We start from the raw sequence: 16,880 nt of genomic DNA on the forward strand, positions 1-16,880 counted from the left end.
CGCAGTGCGTGGGTTCAGGGTGTCAGATCAGTTCGATGCCCATCGCGGTCGCCTCGCCGCCGCCGATGCACAGGCTCGCGACGCCGCGCTTGCCGCCGCGTGCGCGCAGCGCGCCGATCAGCGTGACGACGATGCGCGCGCCGGACGCGCCGATCGGATGGCCGAGCGCGCAGGCGCCGCCGTTCACGTTCACGCTGTCGTGCGGCAGGTCGAATTCCGTCATCGCCGCCATCGTGACGACCGCGAATGCCTCGTTGATCTCGTACAGGTCGACGTCGGCGGCGCGCCAGCCGTTCTTGCCGAACAGGCTGCGGATCGCGCCGACCGGCGCGGTCGTGAACTTCGACGGTTCCTGCGCGAACGTCGCGTGGCCGACGACGCGCGCGAGCGGCTGGATGCCGAGTCGCGCGGCGGTGGACGCGCGGATCATCACGAGTGCGGCCGCGCCGTCGGAGATCGACGACGCATTCGCGGCGGTCACGGTGCCGGTCTTGCTGAACGCGGGCTTCAGCGTCGGGATCTTCGACGGATCGGCGTTGAACGGCTGCTCGTCGCGTGACACGATGGTGTCCCCCTTCTTGCCGGCCACCGTCACGGGCGCGATCTCCCAGCCGAACGAGCCGTCCTCGTTCGCACGTTTCGCGCGCGCGAGCGACTCGATCGCGAACGCGTCCTGAGCGTCGCGCGTGAACCGGTACTCGCTCGCGCATTCCTCGGCGAACGTGCCCATCAGGCGGCCCTTGTCGTACGCGTCCTCGAGGCCGTCGAGGAACATGTGGTCGAGCACCTGGCCGTGGCCCATGCGCATCCCGGCGCGCGCCTTCGGCAGCAGGTACGGCGCGTTCGTCATGCTTTCCATGCCGCCCGCGATCATCACGTCGGCCGAGCCGGCGACGAGCATGTCGTGCGCGAACATCGCCGCGCGCATTCCCGAGCCGCACATCTTGTTGACCGTCGTGCAGCCGGTGGCGAGCGGCAGGCCCGCGCCGAGCGCGGCCTGGCGCGCGGGCGCCTGGCCCTGGCCGGCGGGCAGCACGCAGCCCATCACCACTTCATCGACCTGCTCCGGCCCGAGACCGGCGCGCGCGAGCGCCGCGCCAATCGCGACGCTGCCGAGCTGCGGCGCCGTGAGCGATGCGAAGTCGCCCTGGAAGCCGCCGATCGGCGTGCGCGCCGCCGCTGCGATGACGATCGGATCGTCGTGATCAACAGATGCCATGTTCGTCTCCAGTCGAACCGGGTTGGCGCTTCAGCGCCTGCTCGGGTCCCATGCAGCGCGGTCCGTTGGCGTCAGCGCTTCGGCGCCTGCCCGGGCCCCGCTCAATGCTTCAACGTGTCCGCGACAGACTGCGCGACTTCGGTGAGCTTGGCCGCATCGGCCGCGACCATGTCGTTGTCCGGCGAGTGCTGGCCGCCCGTGGTCAGCGCAGCCACTGCACGCCGGTAGGTGTCGTCGAGCGCTTCGGCGTTCGACACGGCCATCCCGAGATCGCGCATGCGGCCGTCGTGCACGCCGTACACGAGCGCGTGCACGGTGAGCTGCTGGCCGCGCGCCCACGCGTCGTTGACAATCGTCGTGCGGCACACATTGACGACCTGCTCGATCGCGTTCAGCTCGATCAGGCGGCGATAGCGCGCCTCGCCGATCGGCCATTCGTCGAGCAGCACCGCGTGCTTCTCGCGCACGTCCTGCACGTGGTGCAGCCAGTTGTCCGCGAGGCCGACGCGGCGGTTGTGCAGCGCCGCGTTCACGCCCGAGCAGCCGTAGTGGCCGACCACCATGATGTGTTTCACGCGCAGCAGGTCGACCGCGAACTGGATCACCGACAGGCAGTTGAGGTCGGTGTGCACGACGACGTTCGCGATGTTCCGGTGGACGAACACTTCGCCCGGCGGCAGGCCGATGATCTGGTTCGCCGGCACGCGCGAATCAGAGCAGCCGATCCACAGATATTCGGGCGCCTGCTGGTCGGCGAGACGCGAGAAGTACTGCGGATCGTCGGCGAGCTTGCGCTTGACCCAGGCGTCGTTGTTGTCGAACAGGTGTGAAAGCGGGTGGTCGTTGGTGTTCATCGGTGTGGAGTTCCGTGTGCGGAAATCGGGTCGGTTCGGGATGCGGCTTCAGGCGGCGCGCTGCGCGCCGCCTTCGTCGTCGTCCATGGCATCGAAGCGTGCCGGGTAGCGTACGCAAAAGCGCAGCGACGCGTCGTACGGATAGAAATCGGGCAGTTCGCCCTGCAGCAGCTTGTCCTTGCTCGCCTGCCAGAGCGCAGGCTCGAAGAAATCCGCGTGATGCTTCAAGAATACGTCGCGCACGCGCGGATCGCCGAGCAGGAACGGCCCGTAGGTTTCGGGAAAGATGTCGTGCGGGCCGATCGAATACCACGGCTCGCCGGACAGCTCGTCTTCCTCGTTGCGCGGCGGCGGCACGCGGCGCACGTTGCAGTCGGTCAGGTACTCGATCTCGTCGTAGTCGTAGAACACGACGCGGCCGTGGCGCGTGACGCCGAAGTTCTTGTACAGCATGTCACCGGGGAAGATGTTCGCCTTCATCAGCTCCTTCACCGCGTTGCCGTACTCCTTCACGCCGTGCTCGATGTCCGCGTCGCTGCCGTTCTGCAGGTACAGGTTGAGCGGGATCATCCGGCGCTCGATGTACAGGTGCTTGATCACGAGGTCGTCGCCCTCGTATTCGAGCAGCGACGGCACTTCCTTCTCGAGCTCGCGCACGAGCGCGTGGTCGAGCCGCGCGAGCGGCAGCGCGACGCTCGAATACTCGAGCGTGTCGGCCATGCGCCCGAGCCGGTCGTGGCGCTTCACGAGCTGGTACTTCTCCATGATCTGCGCGCGCGTCGTCTCTTTCGGCGGCGGGAACTGGTCCTTGATGATCTTGAACACGTACGGGAACGACGGCAGCGTGAACACGAGCATCACGAGGCCCTTGATCCCCGGCGCGATGATGAAGCGGTCGCTCGAATGCGACAGGTGATGCAGCAGGTCGCGGTAGAACAGGTTCTTGCCCTGCTTCTGCAGGCCGACCGACGTGTAGATCTCCGCCTTCGGCTTGCCCGGCATGATCGAGCACAGGAAGTCGACGTATGCGGACGGCACGTTCATGTCGACGAGGAAGTACGAGTGCGAGAAGCTGAAGATGATCTGCAGCTGGTCGCGGCGCAGCAGCACCGTGTCGAGCGCGAGCAGGCCCGCTCGCACGTGACGGATCGGCACCGCGAACGGCAGCACGCGGTCCGCGTTGATGATGCGGCCGACGATGTACGCGGTCTTGTTGCGGAAGAACAGCGACGACAGCACGTGGATCTGGAAATTCTGCGCCTCGTCGAAGCGGCCGAATTCGTCGTGGATCGCATGCATCACGCACGTGATGTCGCGCAAGAGATCCTCGAACGGCGGCTCGAGCTGGAAGTTCGTGACGATCCGCTCGAGCGTCGCCGCGAGCCCGTCGGTGCCGGGATAGTACGCGCGGTAGGTCGGCTTGGCCGCAGGCTCGTCGTTCTCGAGGTATTCGGTCGAGATCGCCGGGCGCACGAAGATGAAGTCGTTGCTGAAGTACGAGCGGTGCAGGATCTTGCAGCACACCGAGTTGAAGAACGTCTCCGCGCACTCGGGCTGCCGGTGCGACGTCAGGAGACCGATGTAGTGCAGCTTGATCTGCTGCCACACTTCGTCGTCGATGTTCTCCGCGTCGTATTCGTCTTCCAGCACCTCGACGCATTCCTGCACGCGATCGTCGTACGACGTGATCCGCTCGCGCGCGAGCCGCTGCAGCCCGTGCCAGTCGGCCTGCTCGAACAGCGTCTTCGCTGCGATGGCCGCTTCCCGGAAGACCCGGTAGTGGCGGTCGAAGTTTTCGAGCATCGTCTGCGCGACGTCGAAGCCGATCTGCGACGACAGCAGTTTGGGGAAGTGATTCATTGCGTGCAGGCTCGCTCAAAAGGGCTGGAACCAGTCGACATTTTAGCGCCCAAGTCGGCGCTTTCATTGCATCCCGGGTGGCGCCCAGGTCGGTCGCCGATCGGCATGTTGCGCGGCGTTCGGTGCCGTTCGGGGCATCTTCGCGCAAAGATACAGGTACGGAACGGATTCTGACGCGAACTTTTTTTGACGCGCAGGCGGCGCGGATCACGTCCGGGCCGATTGAGCGATAGAATCGCCGGAACGCCCGCGGCAGCCCGCCGCCCGCCCGGCTGCTTGCCGGCCCCGCACGCCAGGCCGCTTGTCGGCCCCGCACGAATAACGACGAGACACCCCACCGATGAACGCACTGGAACACCAACTCGACTACCCCTTCGCCGATACGCTGCCCGCCGCGGGCGACACGTTCGAGGTCGCGCCCGGCGTGCGCTGGCTGCGCATGCCGCTGCCGTTCTCGCTCGACCACATCAACCTCTGGCTGCTGCGCGACGAGATCGACGGGCAGGCCGGCTGGACGATCGTCGATTGCGGGATCGCGTCGGACGCGATCCGTGAGCACTGGGAACGGATCTTCGATGCGCACCTCGACGGCCTGCCGGTGCTGCGCGTGATCGTCACGCACTGCCATCCCGATCACTTCGGGCTCGCGAACTGGCTGTGCGAAGGCGGCGCGCAGTCGCGCTGGAAGGTGCGGCTGTGGATGACGCTCGGCGAATACATGTTCGGCTGCCTGATGGCCGCCGGCAACGGCTCGAACGCCGGCGGCCCGGCCGCGGCCGATCACTTCGCGCGCCACGGCCTCACCGATCCGGCTTCGCTCGACAAGCTGCGCAACCGCCGCAGCTACTACTCGGATCTCGTGCCGGCCGTGCCGCCGCGCTATCGCCGCCTGCGCGAAGGCGACGCGGTGACGATCGGCGCGCGCACGTGGCGCGTCGTCACGGGCTACGGCCATTCGCCTGAACATTGCGCGCTCCACAGCGAAGCGGACGGCGTGCTGATCTCCGGCGACATGGTGCTGCCGCGCATCTCGACGAACGTGTCGGTGTTCGATCTCGAACCGGAAGCGAACCCGCTCGCGCTGTACCTGCAGTCGCTCGGCCGCTACGAGACGATGGCCGCCGATACGCTCGTGCTGCCATCGCACGGCAAGCCGTTCCGCGGCGTGCGCACGCGCATCGCGCAGTTGCGCGCGCACCACGACGCACGGCTCGACGAGGTGCGCGAAGCATGCGCGGAGAAACCGATGAGCGCAGCCGACATCGTGCCGATCATGTTCCGCCGCCGCGAGCTCGACATCCACCAGATCACGTTCGCGCTCGGCGAGGCGATCGCGCACCTGAACCTGCTGTGGATCGCGGGCGAACTCGTGCGCGAGCAGGGCGAGGACGGCGTGCTGCGGTTCCGGCCCGCGCGCTGATCGTCCGTTCTCCTTGATGATGCGACGGGTTCGCAGCGCCACCCGTGGCGGTTCCATTGCATCGTGTGGGTCGGCGCGAGCGCCGCGATGAAGTCCGCGTCGTGCGACGCGACGACCCGGCCGTCACACCCGTCGCCTGCGCACCACGGTGCGGTTACTGCACGGATACCGCCGTGAAGTTCTGTCGTCCGAACGGACTCACGCGATAGCCGCTGACGTTCGCGCGCGTGAGCGCCGCCGCGGTCGGATACCCGAGCGGAATCCACAGCGCCTCGTCGTGGACGATCTTCTGCGCGGCTTCATACAGCTTCGCGCGCTTCGCCTGGTCGGCGGTGGCCTTGCCGTCGGCGATCAGCTTGTCGAGCTGCGGGTCGCAGTAGCGCGCGAAGTTGATCCCGGACTTCACCGCGTTGCAGCTGAACTGCGGCGTCAGGTAGTTGTCCGGATCGCCGTTGTCGCCGGCCCAGCCCATGAACAGGATGTCATGCTGGCCGAGCTTGGCCTGCTTGATCAGCTCGCCCCACTCGATCACCTTCAGGTCGGCCTTCACGCCGATCTTCGCGAGGTCGGCCTGCAGCAGTTCCGCGCCGGCCTTCGGGTTCGGGTTCAGCACGCTGCCGGTCGGACGCGTCCAGATCGTCGTCGAGAAGCCGTTCGGGAAGCCCGCCGAGGCGAGCAGCTGCTTCGCCTTCGCGGGATCGTACGCATACGGCGCGATGTCCTTCGCGTAGCCCCACGTGTTCGGCGGATACGGGTTGTTCGCGGGCGTCGCGGTGTTGTCGAACACGACCTTCAGGTAGGTCGTGCGGTCGAATGCGAGGTTCAGCGCCTCGCGCACCTTCGCGTTGTCGAGCGGCTTCTTCTGCGTGTTCAGTGCGACGAACGCGGTCATGAACGCGGGCGTCTGCACGACCTTCAGCGCGCCGTCGCCCTTTGCGGCGAGCACGTCCTGTGGCTTCGGCGACAGTGCGATCTGGCATTCGCCGGCCTTCACTTTCTGCATCCGCACCGACGGATCGGGCGTGATCGCGTAGATCAGCCGGTCGACCTTCGGCTTCGTGCCCCAGTAGGCGGGGTTCACGTCGTAGCGGATCAGCGCGTCCTTCGTGTAGCTCTTCAGCACGAACGGGCCCGTGCCGACCGGCTTCGTGTTCAGGTCCGCCTGCTTGCCGGCCTTCAGCAGCTGGTCCGCGTATTCGGCCGAATAGATCGACGCGAAGCCCATCGTCAGGATCGGCACGAACGTCGCGTTCGGCTCGTTCAGCACGAACTTCACGGTGTTGTCGTCGACCTTCGACACCGACTTCACGAGCTTGATCAGCCCCATCGACTGCGCATGCGGGAAGCCGCTCGCGCCGGCCACCTTGTGCCACGGGTTCGCGTCGTCGAGCATCCGGTTGAACGTGAACACGACGTCGTCCGCGTTCAGCGGGCGGGTCGGCTTGAAGGAGTCGGTGGACTGGAACGCGACGTTCGGACGCAGATGGAACGTGTACGCGAGGCCGTCGGCGCTCGCGTCCCATGTATCCGCGAGCGCGGGCACGACCTTCTTCGCGGCTTCGTCGTACGACACGAGCGTATTGAAGATCACGTCGGCCGACGCGTTGGTCGTGACGAGCGAGTTGTACTGCACGACGTCGAAGCCGTCGGGGCTCGATTCCGTGCAGACGGTGAGCGGCTTCGCGGCGACGAGGACGGGCGCGGCGGCGAGTGCGGCCGCGGCGAACAGCTTGACGTGCATAGGTTCTCCGACGTGGCTTGTGTTTTTTGCTTGATGACGGGATACGGATGCGCGGCCGGGAATTCGGTCCGGCCCCGCGCGGCTGGCGGATAGCATACCGTCAAAGCGCGCGCCGCGTGGAAAAAGGCGCCGGAACGCTGCGCGTTGAGCGGAAAACGGCTGCGATGACGACGGAAAGGGCGTTTGTGCGCCGGAAAGCTGGCGGGTAAGGCGGGAGGCCGAAGCGTGAGGCTGAAGCGGGAGGGGGAGGCGAGACGCTGAAGCGAGAGGCTGAAGCGGGAGGGTGAGGCGAGACGCTGAAGCGAGAGGCGGAAGCGGGAAGGTGGCGCGCGAGGCTGAGCCGGAAGGGCGCAAAGGTGACCCGAAGCGACGAAGCGAGCGGCGAGCGCTCAAGCGGGCCGCAGCGGCAACGATGCGCCGCGCGGCCAGCCCGGCCCCGTGCTCAGTGCGTGCCGGCCTTCGGCTTGCGGGGCGCCTTTTCGAACAGGCGGTCGTAGAGCCAGCGCGGCATCACGTGCAGCACCTTTGCGACGACGCCCATCTGCCACGGAATCACGCGGAACGCGCGCTGCTGCGCGATTGCCTGCGCCGCGCGTGCGGCGAAGCGGTCGGCGTCCATCAGGAACGGCATCCGGTACGGATTGTGCGCGGTCATCGGCGTGCGGATGTAGCCGGGCGCGATCGTCACGACGCCGACACCCGCGGGACGCAGCTCGACGCGCAGCGACTCGAGATACTTGATCGCGGCCGATTTCGACGCACTGTATGCGCCGGAGCCGGGCAGGCCGCGCACGCCGGCGACGCTCGCGACGCCGACGAGCGTGCCGTGCCGCGCAGCCGTCATCGGGCCGACGAACGGCTCGAAGGTCGCGACCATCCCGAAGTAGTTGACGTCCATCACGTTGCGGAACGTGACGAGGTCGCCCTGGCCCGTGACGGCGCCCTGGCTGATGCCCGCGTTCGCAATGACGACGTCCGGGCAGCCGTGCGCGGTGATGAATGCCGCGGCGGCGGCCGCGAGCGCGTCGGCGTCGCGGACGTCGGCCGAATAGACGGAGATGGAACGCCCGGGGAAACGCCGCGCGAGCGCGTCGAGTGCATCGGTGCGTCGCGCGACGAGGGCGAGCGTCGCACCCTGGCGCGCGTATTCCTCGGCCAGTGCGAGGCCGAGGCCGCTCGACGCGCCGGTGATGAAGACCTTCAGCGGAGTAGTCATGCCGGCGCCGGGGAGGGGATCGGAACGGGGATCAGAGCTTCTTGTCCTGAACCTGCTTCACGAGATAGTCGAGGACCTGCGCGGTGCCCGGAATGCTGTTCGTGTAGGCCGGGCCCGTCTTGTACTTGCCCTGGACGACGATCGTCGGCACGCCGTCGATGTTGTAGTCCTTCAGCAGCTTGGCCGACTGATTGACCTCGCCCTGCACGCTGAACGAGTTGTACGCGTCCATGAACTGCTTCTTGTCGACGCCTTGCGTCGCGAGGAAGTCGGCCTGCGCCTGCGGCGTCAGCAGGTAGTTCTTCTGCTTGTGGATCGCGTTGAAGATCGCCGGCGTGACCTTCTCCGAAATGCCGAGCGCGGACACCGCGTAGTACAGCTTCGAGTGCGGGACGAAATCGTCACGGAACGCGACCGGGATGCGCTTGAAGTCGATGTTGTTGCCTTGCTTCTTGACCCATGCCTCGACCGTCGGCTCGAACTCGTAGCAGTGCGGGCAGCCGTACCAGAAGAATTCGATCACTTCGACCTTGCCGGCCGGTGCGGACACCGGCTGCGGCGCCTTCATCACCTCGAAGTCCTTGCCGGCCACCGGCGCGGCCGGGGCGGCATGGGCGAAGCCGGCCACGAGGCCCAGGGACAGGAGGAGCGTGCTGAGCAGTTTTTTCATGTTGTGAACGTCGAATCAGTTGCTTGGGTAGCGAAACGTAACGGGATCAGCTTGGGCGCGACCGGCTTCACTGCTTCGTGAAGCGGATCACTGCCGTGTCGACACCTGCATCGGACAGGCGCTGGCGCGCCGAGTTCATATCCTCGAACTTCGAGAACGGGCCGACGCGCACGCGGAAATACGTGACGCCGCTGACGTCGCGCTTCGACACCTTCGACTCGAACCCCTGGAAGCCGAGGCGCGCGCGCTGCTGCTCGGCGTCGCTTTCCGTCTTGTACGCGCCGACCTGCAGGAAGTAGCCGGTGTTCGCGTCGCTCGCGGTCGGCGCCTTCGCGGCATTGCCGGGCGTGTTGCTCGCGACCGTCGTCGCCGACGACGTGGCCTTCGGTGCATTCGCCTGCTGCTGTTGCGCCTTCTGCGCCTGTTGCTGCTGCGCCTGCTTCTGCGCGGCGAGGCGCGCGATGTCGTCTTCGCCCGCGTTCGCGTTCGCATTCGCGGTTGCCTGCGGCTTCTTCGGCGGCGTGGTATCGGCCGGCTTCGGCGCGACGGCGACGCCGTTGCCCGACGATCCGTTCGACGCGCTCGAGCCGTTCGACCCGTTCGAGCCGTTCGATGCGCTCGGGGCGTTGCCGTTGGCCGACGGCGGCACTTCGACGATCTGCGGCTCGGGCAGCAGGCCGCCTTGCGTCTGGTTGCCGGCCTGGCCGGGGGCGGTATTGGGCGGCGACGGCTGCGCGGCCTGCGGCACCGGCTGGCCGGGTGTCTTGCCCTGCAGCGCGCGGTTCGGATCGAACTGCTGCGGCTGGCTTGCGGCGTTGTCGGCCGGCTGCGGCGCGACCTTCGACACGAACGGGGACGGCGAACGCGTGATGTAGAGCGCCACCACCACGGCGATCGCGAGGCCGACGATCAGGCCCAGCACGATTCCAAGAAATGTCCCTCCGGCTTGTTTCGATTGCTTCGAAGTGCGGCGTGGTTGTGCCATTGCTTGAGTCACCTGCAAAAAGAATCGTGAAAAGGCCGCGGCGGGCATCCGACGGCGGGTAATCCGACGGCGGGCGCGGCCGCGGCCATTCGCTGCCCGGTTCGGGCCGCTTACATCTTGGCGGGCGCGGACACGCCGAGCATCGCCAGACCGTTCTCGAGCACCTGCCGGGTCGCGGCGAGGAGCGCGGCGCGCGCGGTGCGCGGCGCTTCGTCGTCGACCAGCACGCGCTCCGCATTGTAGAACGAGTGGAATTCGCCAGCGAGATCGCGCAGGTAGAACGCGACCGCGTGCGGCGCGAGCTCGTTCGCCGCGTGCGTGAGCATGTCCGGATACTCGGCGAGCTTCTGCATCAACGACGCGGCCTGCGCGCTCGTCAGCTGCGACAGGTCGGCGTCCGGCAGCTGCGCGAGATCGCCGTTATAGCGCGACTTCAACTCGTTCAACACCGAGCAGATCCGCGCGTGCGCGTACTGGACGTAATAGACCGGGTTCTCGTCGTTCTGTTTCAGCGCGAGGTCGATGTCGAACACGAACTCGGTGTCGGCCTTGCGCGAGATCAGGAAGAAGCGCACCGCGTCGCGGCCGCGCGTGATGGTCGCCTCGTCGATCAGGTCGGGCGCCGCCTCCTGGCCCGGCGCCGCGCCGCCCGACCATTCGATCAGGTCGCGCACGGTCACGTAGCTGCCCGCACGTTTCGACAGCTTCACTTCCTGGCCGTCGCGCATCACGGTGACCATCTTGTGCAGCACGTAGTCGGGGTAGCCCTTCGGGATGCCGATGTGCAGCCCCTGCAGGCCGGCGCGCACGCGCGCGATCGTGCCGTGGTGGTCCGAGCCCTGGATGTTGATCACCTTCGTGAAGCCGCGCTCCCACTTCGTCACGTGGTACGCGACGTCCGGCACGAAATACGTGTACGTGCCGTCCGACTTGCGCATCACGCGATCCTTGTCGTCGCCTTCGTCGGTCGTGCGCAGCCACAGCGCACCGTCCTGCTCGTAGGTCATGCCGGCCTTGATCAGCGCGTCGACCGTCTTCTCGACGCGGCCTTCGCTGTACAGCGACGATTCGAGGTAGTACTGGTCGAACTTCACGCCGAACGCCTGCAGGTCCATGTCCTGCTCGTGGCGCAGGTACGCGACCGCGAACTTGCGGATCGCCTCGAGATCCTCGATGTCGCCGGCGCCCTTGACGGGCTCGCCGTCCTTCGCGGCGACCGTCTCGCCGTTCAGGTAGTCGCGCGCGATGTCGGCGATGTACTCGCCGTTGTACGCGGCTTCCGGCCAACCCGCGTCGCCCGGCCTCAGGCCGCGCGCGCGCGCCTGCGTCGAGATCGCGAGGTTGCCGATCTGCACGCCGGCGTCGTTGTAGTAGAACTCGCGGTGCACCGCGTAGCCCTGGCTCGCGATCACGTTCGCGAGCACGTCGCCGAGCGCGGCCTGGCGGCCGTGGCCGACGTGCAGCGGGCCGGTCGGGTTCGCGGACACGAATTCCAGCAACACTTGCTTGCCTTTCTCGCGCGCGGACAGGCCGAATGCGCGGCCTTCGGCGAGCACCGCGGCGATCACGGCCTGCTTGGCTGCCGCCGTCAGGCGCAGGTTGATGAAGCCCGGGCCGGCGATCTCGGCGGCCTCGACGAGGCCTTGCGCGCCCGTTTGGGCGGTGAGCGCCGCGACGATCTTCTCGGCGAGCTGGCGCGGGTTCGCGCCGAGCGGCTTCGCGAGCTGCATCGCGACGTTGCACGCGACGTCGCCGTGCGCGGCCACCTTCGGGCGCTCCAGCGTGATCGCGGGCGCGACGAACGTAGCGTCGTCGCCCTTCAGGGCGTGGGCGACCTGCTTGACGCTATCCGCGAGCAGGGCTTCGAGGGTCTGTTTTTGGGCTGGCAGCATGCTGATAGAAGGCTTCGTTGGTGGCGGCCGGGAAGCTCGGCGCGCCGGCGCGCTTTTCGAGCGCGCGTTTCAGGGATCGCAGAATTTTAACAGGTGCTAATATGCCCCTCAGGCGGCCCGTATCCGCGAGGCCGGACGCCGGTCTGCCGGCGTTCCCCAACCTCGCGCGGCGGGCACAACAAGATGAAAAGGGAAATGTCATGATTACGTTCAAGAGCAAGGCGGCACAGGATCTCGACGTGCTGAAGGATTTCGCCGTGTATGTGCTGGGTCTCGTCGGCAAGCAGTTGGGCGAGCGCGGCGTGATTACGCACGACGAGCTGGACCACGCGATCTCGAAGCTGGAAGATGCCGTCGCGCAGGCGAAGCACGAGCGTGCCGAGCACGCCGGTCATTTCCACGAGGACGAGGCCGACCACGCGCACCACGAAGTGCCGCCGAGTCTGGCGCAGCGCGTCGCGCCGTTCCTTACGATGCTGCGCGAGGCGAAGGCCGGCGAAGCCGACGTGCACTGGGGCTTCTGAGCCGCACCAGGCCGACCGCCAGCAAAAAAGCCCGCATTCGCGGGCTTTTTGCATCTTGTATGACGAAAGACCGGCGACGGCCGGCCGTTCCCCGTCAAAGCTGCGGCGCGAGCGCGCGCCGCGCGTCGTCGAGCGACAGCGCCATCCGCTGCGCATAGTCCTCGAGCTGGTCCTGCGCGATTTTCCCGACCGAGAAGTAGGTGCTGTCCGGGTGCGCGAGGTAGAAGCCCGACACGCTCGCTGCCGGCAGCATCGCCAGCGAGTCGGTGACGCTCATGCCGATCTCGTCCGCATGAAGCGCTTCAAACATGTCGCGCTTCACGAGGTGGTCGGGGCATGCCGGATAGCCGGGCGCCGGCCGGATGCCGACGTACTTTTCGGCGATCAGCGCGTCGTTGTCGAGCGTCTCGGCGCTCGCGTAGCCCCACAGCTCGCGGCGCACGCGCGCATGCATCGCCTCCGCGAACGCTTCCGCGAAGCGGTCCGCGAGCGCCTTCAGCATGATCGCGCTGTAGTCGTCGTGGTCGGCTTCGAACTGCTTTTCCTTCACGTCGACGCCGAGGCCGGCCGTCACCGCGAACATCCCGATGTAGTCGGCGACGCCCGATTCCTTCGGCGCGATGAAGTCGGCGAGCGAGCGGTTCGGCCGCATCACGCCGTCGACCACCGGGCGCACGCTCTGCTGGCGCAGGTTGCGCCACGTGAGCAACACCTCGGAGCGCGAGTCGTCGGTATAGATCTCGATGTCGTCGTCGTTGACCGTATTCGCGGGCAACAGCGAGATCACGCCGCTCGCGGTCAGCCAGCGGCCCTGGATCAGGCGCGCGAGCATCGACTTCGCGTCGGAGAACACGCGGCGCGCCGATTCGCCGACGATCTCGTCGTTCAGGATCGCGGGGTAGGGGCCCGCGAGATCCCAGGTCTGGAAGAACGGGCCCCAGTCGATGTAGTTCGCGAGATCGTTCAGGTCGTAGTTCTTGAACACGCGCCGGCCGATGAACTTCGGCTTGACCGGCTGGTAGCTTGCCCAGTCGACCCTGGTCTTGTTCGCGCGCGCTTCGGCGAGCGTGACCATCGGCTGCGCCTTCCGGTTCGCGTGCTGGTCGCGGATCCGGTCGTAGTCGGATTTCAGCTCGTCGAGATACTTCGCCGCGCCTTCGTCGGACAGGAGGCTCGCCGCGACCGATACCGAGCGCGACGCGTCCGGCACGTAGACGACGGGGCCCTCGTAGTGCGGCGCGATCTTCACGGCCGTGTGCACGCGCGACGTCGTCGCGCCGCCGATCAAGAGCGGAATCTTCTTCACGCGGAAATAGTCGTCGCGCTGCATTTCGGACGCGACGTACGCCATTTCCTCGAGGCTCGGCGTGATGAGGCCGGACAGCCCGATGATGTCCGCGCCCTCGACCTTCGCCTTCGCGAGGATCTCGTTGCACGGGACCATCACGCCCATGTTGACCACTTCGAAGTTGTTGCACTGGAGCACGACCGACACGATGTTCTTGCCGATGTCGTGCACGTCGCCCTTCACGGTCGCGATGACGATCTTGCCCTTCGCGCGCACGTCGCCGCCCGCTTCCGCGAGCAGGCGCTTTTCTTCCTCGATGAACGGGATCAGGTGCGCGACGGCCTGCTTCATCACGCGCGCCGATTTCACGACCTGCGGCAGGAACATCTTGCCCTGGCCGAACAGGTCGCCGACGATGTTCATGCCGTCCATCAGCGGGCCTTCGATCACGTTGATCGGGCGGCCGCCCGCCGCGTCGATCTTCGCGCGCACTTCCTCGGTATCCTCGACGATGAAGGTCGTGATGCCGTGCACGAGCGCATGCGAGAGCCGCTTCTCGACCGGCTGGTTGCGCCACTCGAGGTTCTCTTCCTTCTTCGCGCCGCCGGCCTTGAACTTGTCGGCGATCTCGAGCAGGCGGTCGGTGGAATCCGCGCGGCGGTTCAGGATCACGTCCTCGACGCGCTCGCGCAGCTCCGCGTCGAGCTCCGCATACACGCCGAGCTGGCCCGCGTTGACGATGCCCATGTCCATCCCCGCCTGGATCGCGTGGTACAGGAACACGGTGTGGATCGCCTCGCGCACGGGATCGTTGCCGCGGAACGAGAACGAGACGTTCGACACGCCGCCGCTCACCTTCGCGTACGGCAGGTTCTGCTTGATCCAGCGGGTTGCCTCGATGAAGTCGACCGCGTAGTTGTTGTGCTCCTCGATGCCGGTGGCGACCGCGAAGATGTTCGGATCGAAGATGACGTCCTCGGGCGGGAAGCCGCACGTGTTCACGAGCACGTCATACGAGCGCTTGCAGATCTCGGTCTTGCGCGCGAACGTATCGGCCTGGCCCTGTTCGTCGAACGCCATCACGACGGCCGCCGCGCCGTAGCGGCGGATCAGCTTCGCATGATGGACGAACGCGTCCTCGCCTTCCTTCAGCGAGATCGAGTTGACGATCGCCTTGCCCTGCACGCACTTGAGGCCCGCCTCGATCACTTCCCACTTCGACGAGTCGATCATGATCGGCACGCGCGCGATGTCCGGCTCCGACGCGATCAGGTTCAGGAAGCGCACCATCGCCGCCTTCGAATCGAGCATCGCCTCGTCCATGTTGATGTCGATCACCTGCGCGCCGTTCTCGACCTGCTGGCGCGCGACGGCGAGCGCTTCGTCGAACTGGCCGTTGAGGATCATCCGCGCGAACGCCTTCGAGCCGGTGACGTTGGTGCGTTCGCCGACGTTGATGAAGAGCGTCCCGGACGTGACGTTGAACGGCTCGAGGCCGGCAAGGCGCATCATGTGATCGGTCATGGCGGTGCGAATTCGTGTGATGTGGGGCGGGCGTGGAACGGTCGGGTCAGGCGGCTTCGCTGTACTGGCTCGGCCAGCGGCGCGGCTTCACTTCGGCGAGCGCCTTCGCGATCTCGGCGATGTGTTCGGGGGTCGTGCCGCAGCAGCCGCCGGCGAGGTTCACGAGTCCGGCCTGCGCGAATTCCTTCAGCAGGCCCGACGTGACGTCCGGCGTCTCGTCGAAGCCGGTGTCGCTCATCGGGTTCGGCAGGCCCGCGTTCGGATAGCACGACACGTAGGTGTCGCACAGTTTCGCGAGCTCGGCGATGTACGGGCGCATCAGCGCCGCGCCGAGCGCGCAGTTCAGGCCGAACGTGAGCGGCTTCGCGTGGCGCAGCGAGTTCCAGAACGCCTCGACCGTCTGGCCGGACAGGATCCGGCCCGACGCGTCGGTGACGGTGCCCGAGATCATGATCGGCAGCCGTTCGCCGGTGTCCTCGAACAGCGCGTCGAGCGCGAACAGCGCGGCCTTCGCGTTCAGCGTGTCGAAGATCGTCTCGACGAGGAACAGGTCGACGCCGCCGTCGAGCAGTGCTTTCGCCTGTTCGTAGTACGCGTCGCGCAGCTCGTCGAACGTGACGTTGCGGGCGCCCGGATCGTTGACGTCCGGCGAGATGCTCGCCGTCTTCGGCGTCGGCCCGATCGCGCCCGCGACGAAGCGCGGCTTGTCCGGCGTCGCGTACTTCGCGGCCGCCTCGCGCGCGAGCTTCGCCGATTCGATGTTCATCTCGACGACGAGGTCTTCCATCCCGTAGTCGGCCTGCGCGACCGTCGTCGCGCCGAACGTGTTGGTCTCGACGATGTCGGCGCCGGCCGCGAAGTACTGGTCGTGGATCTCGCGGATGATCTGCGGCTGCGTGATCGACAGCAGCTCGTTGTTGCCCTTGATGTCGCGTGCGAAATCCTTGAAGCGCACACCGCGATACGCGGCCTCGTCGAGCTTGTAGCGCTGGATCATCGTGCCCATCGCGCCGTCGAGGATCAGGATGCGCTGCTTGAGCAGCTCAGGCAGCTGGGCGCCGCGCGTGTACGGAGCGTCGAGCGCGGCGGACGGAGCGGAAGGAACGGCGGATGAGGTCGCAGACATGGCGGATGACCGGCGAATCGGGAAAACCGCCATTGTAGCCGGTGCGGCCCCGCGCCGCCCGGCGTGGCGCGGGGCCGCGCGACGGTGGAGCGAGGGCCGCCGCGCCAAATGAAAACCCCCGCGCGGCGGACCGGGCGGGGGCGGGATTGGAGTGCTCGGGGCGGCGCAGGTGAACCGCGCGCCGCTTGCGGTGAGCCCGGCGGTGCGAAGCGCCGGGCCCGGGTGCCGTCAGTGCAGGACGACCGGTTGCGTCATCAGGCTGTCGAACTGTCCGAGGAATTCGTCGACTTCGTCGAGCGACGGTTCGTCTTCGATCAGCTGTTTGACGTGCTCGCGAAACCGCGTAGCGAGTTCGCCATCGATGAAGATTTCGCGCTGCGCGTTCTTGTCGACGATTTCGTAGCCGCCCGCGTTCATCGCGTGGTGGCCGGCCTGCGGCGGGAACTCGACGACGCAGTAGTTGGGGCTGTTGTAGATCATTTGCATGGCGGCACTCCTCTTCGCAGTGGCATCTGGCCTTGTTGTCCCCATAGGTGGGGCAGGCTGCGCCGGTTTCAAGGG

At 66.9% G+C, this 16,880-nt stretch carries 13 protein-coding genes; 2 read left to right on the plus strand and 11 right to left on the minus strand.

Going from position 1 to position 16,880, the window contains the following annotated elements; genetic code table 11:
• Nucleotides 1-22: 22 nt before the first annotated feature.
• From ACV229_RS14495 to aceK, 3 genes are all read right to left on the minus strand, one after another.
• Complete coding sequence (locus ACV229_RS14495; RefSeq protein WP_448083809.1) at nucleotides 23-1,219, minus strand: acetyl-CoA C-acetyltransferase; 1,197 nt, start codon at nucleotides 1,217-1,219, stop codon at nucleotides 23-25.
• 101 nt (nucleotides 1,220-1,320) lie between these two features.
• The gene (gene can / locus ACV229_RS14500) at nucleotides 1,321-2,073 is read right to left on the minus strand and encodes a carbonate dehydratase (protein ID WP_448083810.1); all 753 of its coding nucleotides are present in this window, start codon (nucleotides 2,071-2,073) and stop codon (nucleotides 1,321-1,323) included.
• A gap of 48 nt (nucleotides 2,074-2,121) precedes the next feature.
• Entirely contained in the window at nucleotides 2,122-3,933 is a 1,812-nt protein-coding gene (gene aceK / locus ACV229_RS14505; RefSeq protein ID WP_448083811.1) for a bifunctional isocitrate dehydrogenase kinase/phosphatase, read from the minus strand.
• 340 nt (nucleotides 3,934-4,273) lie between these two features.
• Between aceK and ACV229_RS14510 the strand changes: the two genes are divergently transcribed.
• Nucleotides 4,274-5,353 (plus strand): MBL fold metallo-hydrolase, encoded by a 1,080-nt coding sequence (locus ACV229_RS14510; protein WP_448083812.1) that lies wholly within the window; start codon nucleotides 4,274-4,276, stop codon nucleotides 5,351-5,353.
• Between the two features lie 154 nt (nucleotides 5,354-5,507).
• On the opposite strand, the gene ACV229_RS14515 is transcribed toward ACV229_RS14510, so the two are convergent.
• The 5 genes from ACV229_RS14515 to argS form a co-directional block, all read right to left on the minus strand.
• Complete coding sequence (locus ACV229_RS14515; protein WP_448083813.1) at nucleotides 5,508-7,094, minus strand: ABC transporter substrate-binding protein; 1,587 nt, start codon at nucleotides 7,092-7,094, stop codon at nucleotides 5,508-5,510.
• Between the two features lie 442 nt (nucleotides 7,095-7,536).
• The gene (locus tag ACV229_RS14520; protein WP_448083814.1) at nucleotides 7,537-8,310 is read right to left on the minus strand and encodes an SDR family oxidoreductase; all 774 of its coding nucleotides are present in this window, start codon (nucleotides 8,308-8,310) and stop codon (nucleotides 7,537-7,539) included.
• A gap of 31 nt (nucleotides 8,311-8,341) precedes the next feature.
• Nucleotides 8,342-8,980, minus strand: coding sequence for a thiol:disulfide interchange protein DsbA/DsbL (locus ACV229_RS14525; protein ID WP_448083815.1), 639 nt, complete (start codon nucleotides 8,978-8,980; stop codon nucleotides 8,342-8,344).
• A gap of 67 nt (nucleotides 8,981-9,047) precedes the next feature.
• Nucleotides 9,048-9,965, minus strand: a complete 918-nt coding sequence (locus ACV229_RS14530) for an SPOR domain-containing protein (protein ID WP_448083816.1) — start codon at nucleotides 9,963-9,965, stop codon at nucleotides 9,048-9,050.
• Nucleotides 9,966-10,075: 110 nt separating this feature from the next.
• On the minus strand, nucleotides 10,076-11,857 hold the full coding sequence (gene argS / locus ACV229_RS14535) for an arginine--tRNA ligase (protein WP_448083817.1): 1,782 nt from the start codon (nucleotides 11,855-11,857) through the stop codon (nucleotides 10,076-10,078).
• 200 nt (nucleotides 11,858-12,057) lie between these two features.
• Here argS and ACV229_RS14540 point away from each other — a divergent pair, with 200 nt between their 5' ends.
• Nucleotides 12,058-12,381, plus strand: a complete 324-nt coding sequence (locus tag ACV229_RS14540; RefSeq protein WP_448083818.1) for a DUF1840 domain-containing protein — start codon at nucleotides 12,058-12,060, stop codon at nucleotides 12,379-12,381.
• Between the two features lie 94 nt (nucleotides 12,382-12,475).
• On the opposite strand, the gene metH is transcribed toward ACV229_RS14540, so the two are convergent.
• From metH to ACV229_RS14555, 3 genes are all read right to left on the minus strand, one after another.
• Nucleotides 12,476-15,193, minus strand: a complete 2,718-nt coding sequence (gene metH / locus ACV229_RS14545) for a methionine synthase (protein WP_448083819.1) — start codon at nucleotides 15,191-15,193, stop codon at nucleotides 12,476-12,478.
• A 46-nt stretch (nucleotides 15,194-15,239) separates the two neighbouring features.
• Nucleotides 15,240-16,319 (minus strand): homocysteine S-methyltransferase family protein, encoded by a 1,080-nt coding sequence (locus ACV229_RS14550; RefSeq protein WP_448083820.1) that lies wholly within the window; start codon nucleotides 16,317-16,319, stop codon nucleotides 15,240-15,242.
• A gap of 228 nt (nucleotides 16,320-16,547) precedes the next feature.
• Nucleotides 16,548-16,805: a BTH_I0359 family protein gene (locus ACV229_RS14555; protein ID WP_448076977.1), complete on the minus strand. Its 258-nt coding sequence runs from the start codon at nucleotides 16,803-16,805 to the stop codon at nucleotides 16,548-16,550.
• Between the last annotated feature and the right edge of the window lie 75 nt (nucleotides 16,806-16,880).

This window comes from Burkholderia sp. MR1-5-21 (assembly GCF_053427715.1).

What these genes read in the sequence shown, in the direction of transcription:
- argS (WP_448083817.1), bottom strand. Translation starts at nt 11,857, where the DNA reads ATGCTGCCAGCCCAAAAACAGACCCTCGAAGCCCTGCTCGCGGATAGC.
- ACV229_RS14520 (WP_448083814.1), bottom strand. Translation starts at nt 8,310, where the DNA reads ATGACTACTCCGCTGAAGGTCTTCATCACCGGCGCGTCGAGCGGCCTC.
- metH (WP_448083819.1), bottom strand. Translation starts at nt 15,193, where the DNA reads ATGACCGATCACATGATGCGCCTTGCCGGCCTCGAGCCGTTCAACGTC.
- ACV229_RS14540 (WP_448083818.1), top strand. Translation starts at nt 12,058, where the DNA reads ATGATTACGTTCAAGAGCAAGGCGGCACAGGATCTCGACGTGCTGAAG.
- ACV229_RS14510 (WP_448083812.1), top strand. Translation starts at nt 4,274, where the DNA reads ATGAACGCACTGGAACACCAACTCGACTACCCCTTCGCCGATACGCTG.
- ACV229_RS14550 (WP_448083820.1), bottom strand. Translation starts at nt 16,319, where the DNA reads ATGTCTGCGACCTCATCCGCCGTTCCTTCCGCTCCGTCCGCCGCGCTC.
- aceK (WP_448083811.1), bottom strand. Translation starts at nt 3,933, where the DNA reads ATGAATCACTTCCCCAAACTGCTGTCGTCGCAGATCGGCTTCGACGTC.
- ACV229_RS14525 (WP_448083815.1), bottom strand. Translation starts at nt 8,980, where the DNA reads ATGAAAAAACTGCTCAGCACGCTCCTCCTGTCCCTGGGCCTCGTGGCC.
- ACV229_RS14555 (WP_448076977.1), bottom strand. Translation starts at nt 16,805, where the DNA reads ATGCAAATGATCTACAACAGCCCCAACTACTGCGTCGTCGAGTTCCCG.
- ACV229_RS14530 (WP_448083816.1), bottom strand. Translation starts at nt 9,965, where the DNA reads ATGGCACAACCACGCCGCACTTCGAAGCAATCGAAACAAGCCGGAGGG.
- ACV229_RS14515 (WP_448083813.1), bottom strand. Translation starts at nt 7,094, where the DNA reads ATGCACGTCAAGCTGTTCGCCGCGGCCGCACTCGCCGCCGCGCCCGTC.
- can (WP_448083810.1), bottom strand. Translation starts at nt 2,073, where the DNA reads ATGAACACCAACGACCACCCGCTTTCACACCTGTTCGACAACAACGAC.
- ACV229_RS14495 (WP_448083809.1), bottom strand. Translation starts at nt 1,219, where the DNA reads ATGGCATCTGTTGATCACGACGATCCGATCGTCATCGCAGCGGCGGCG.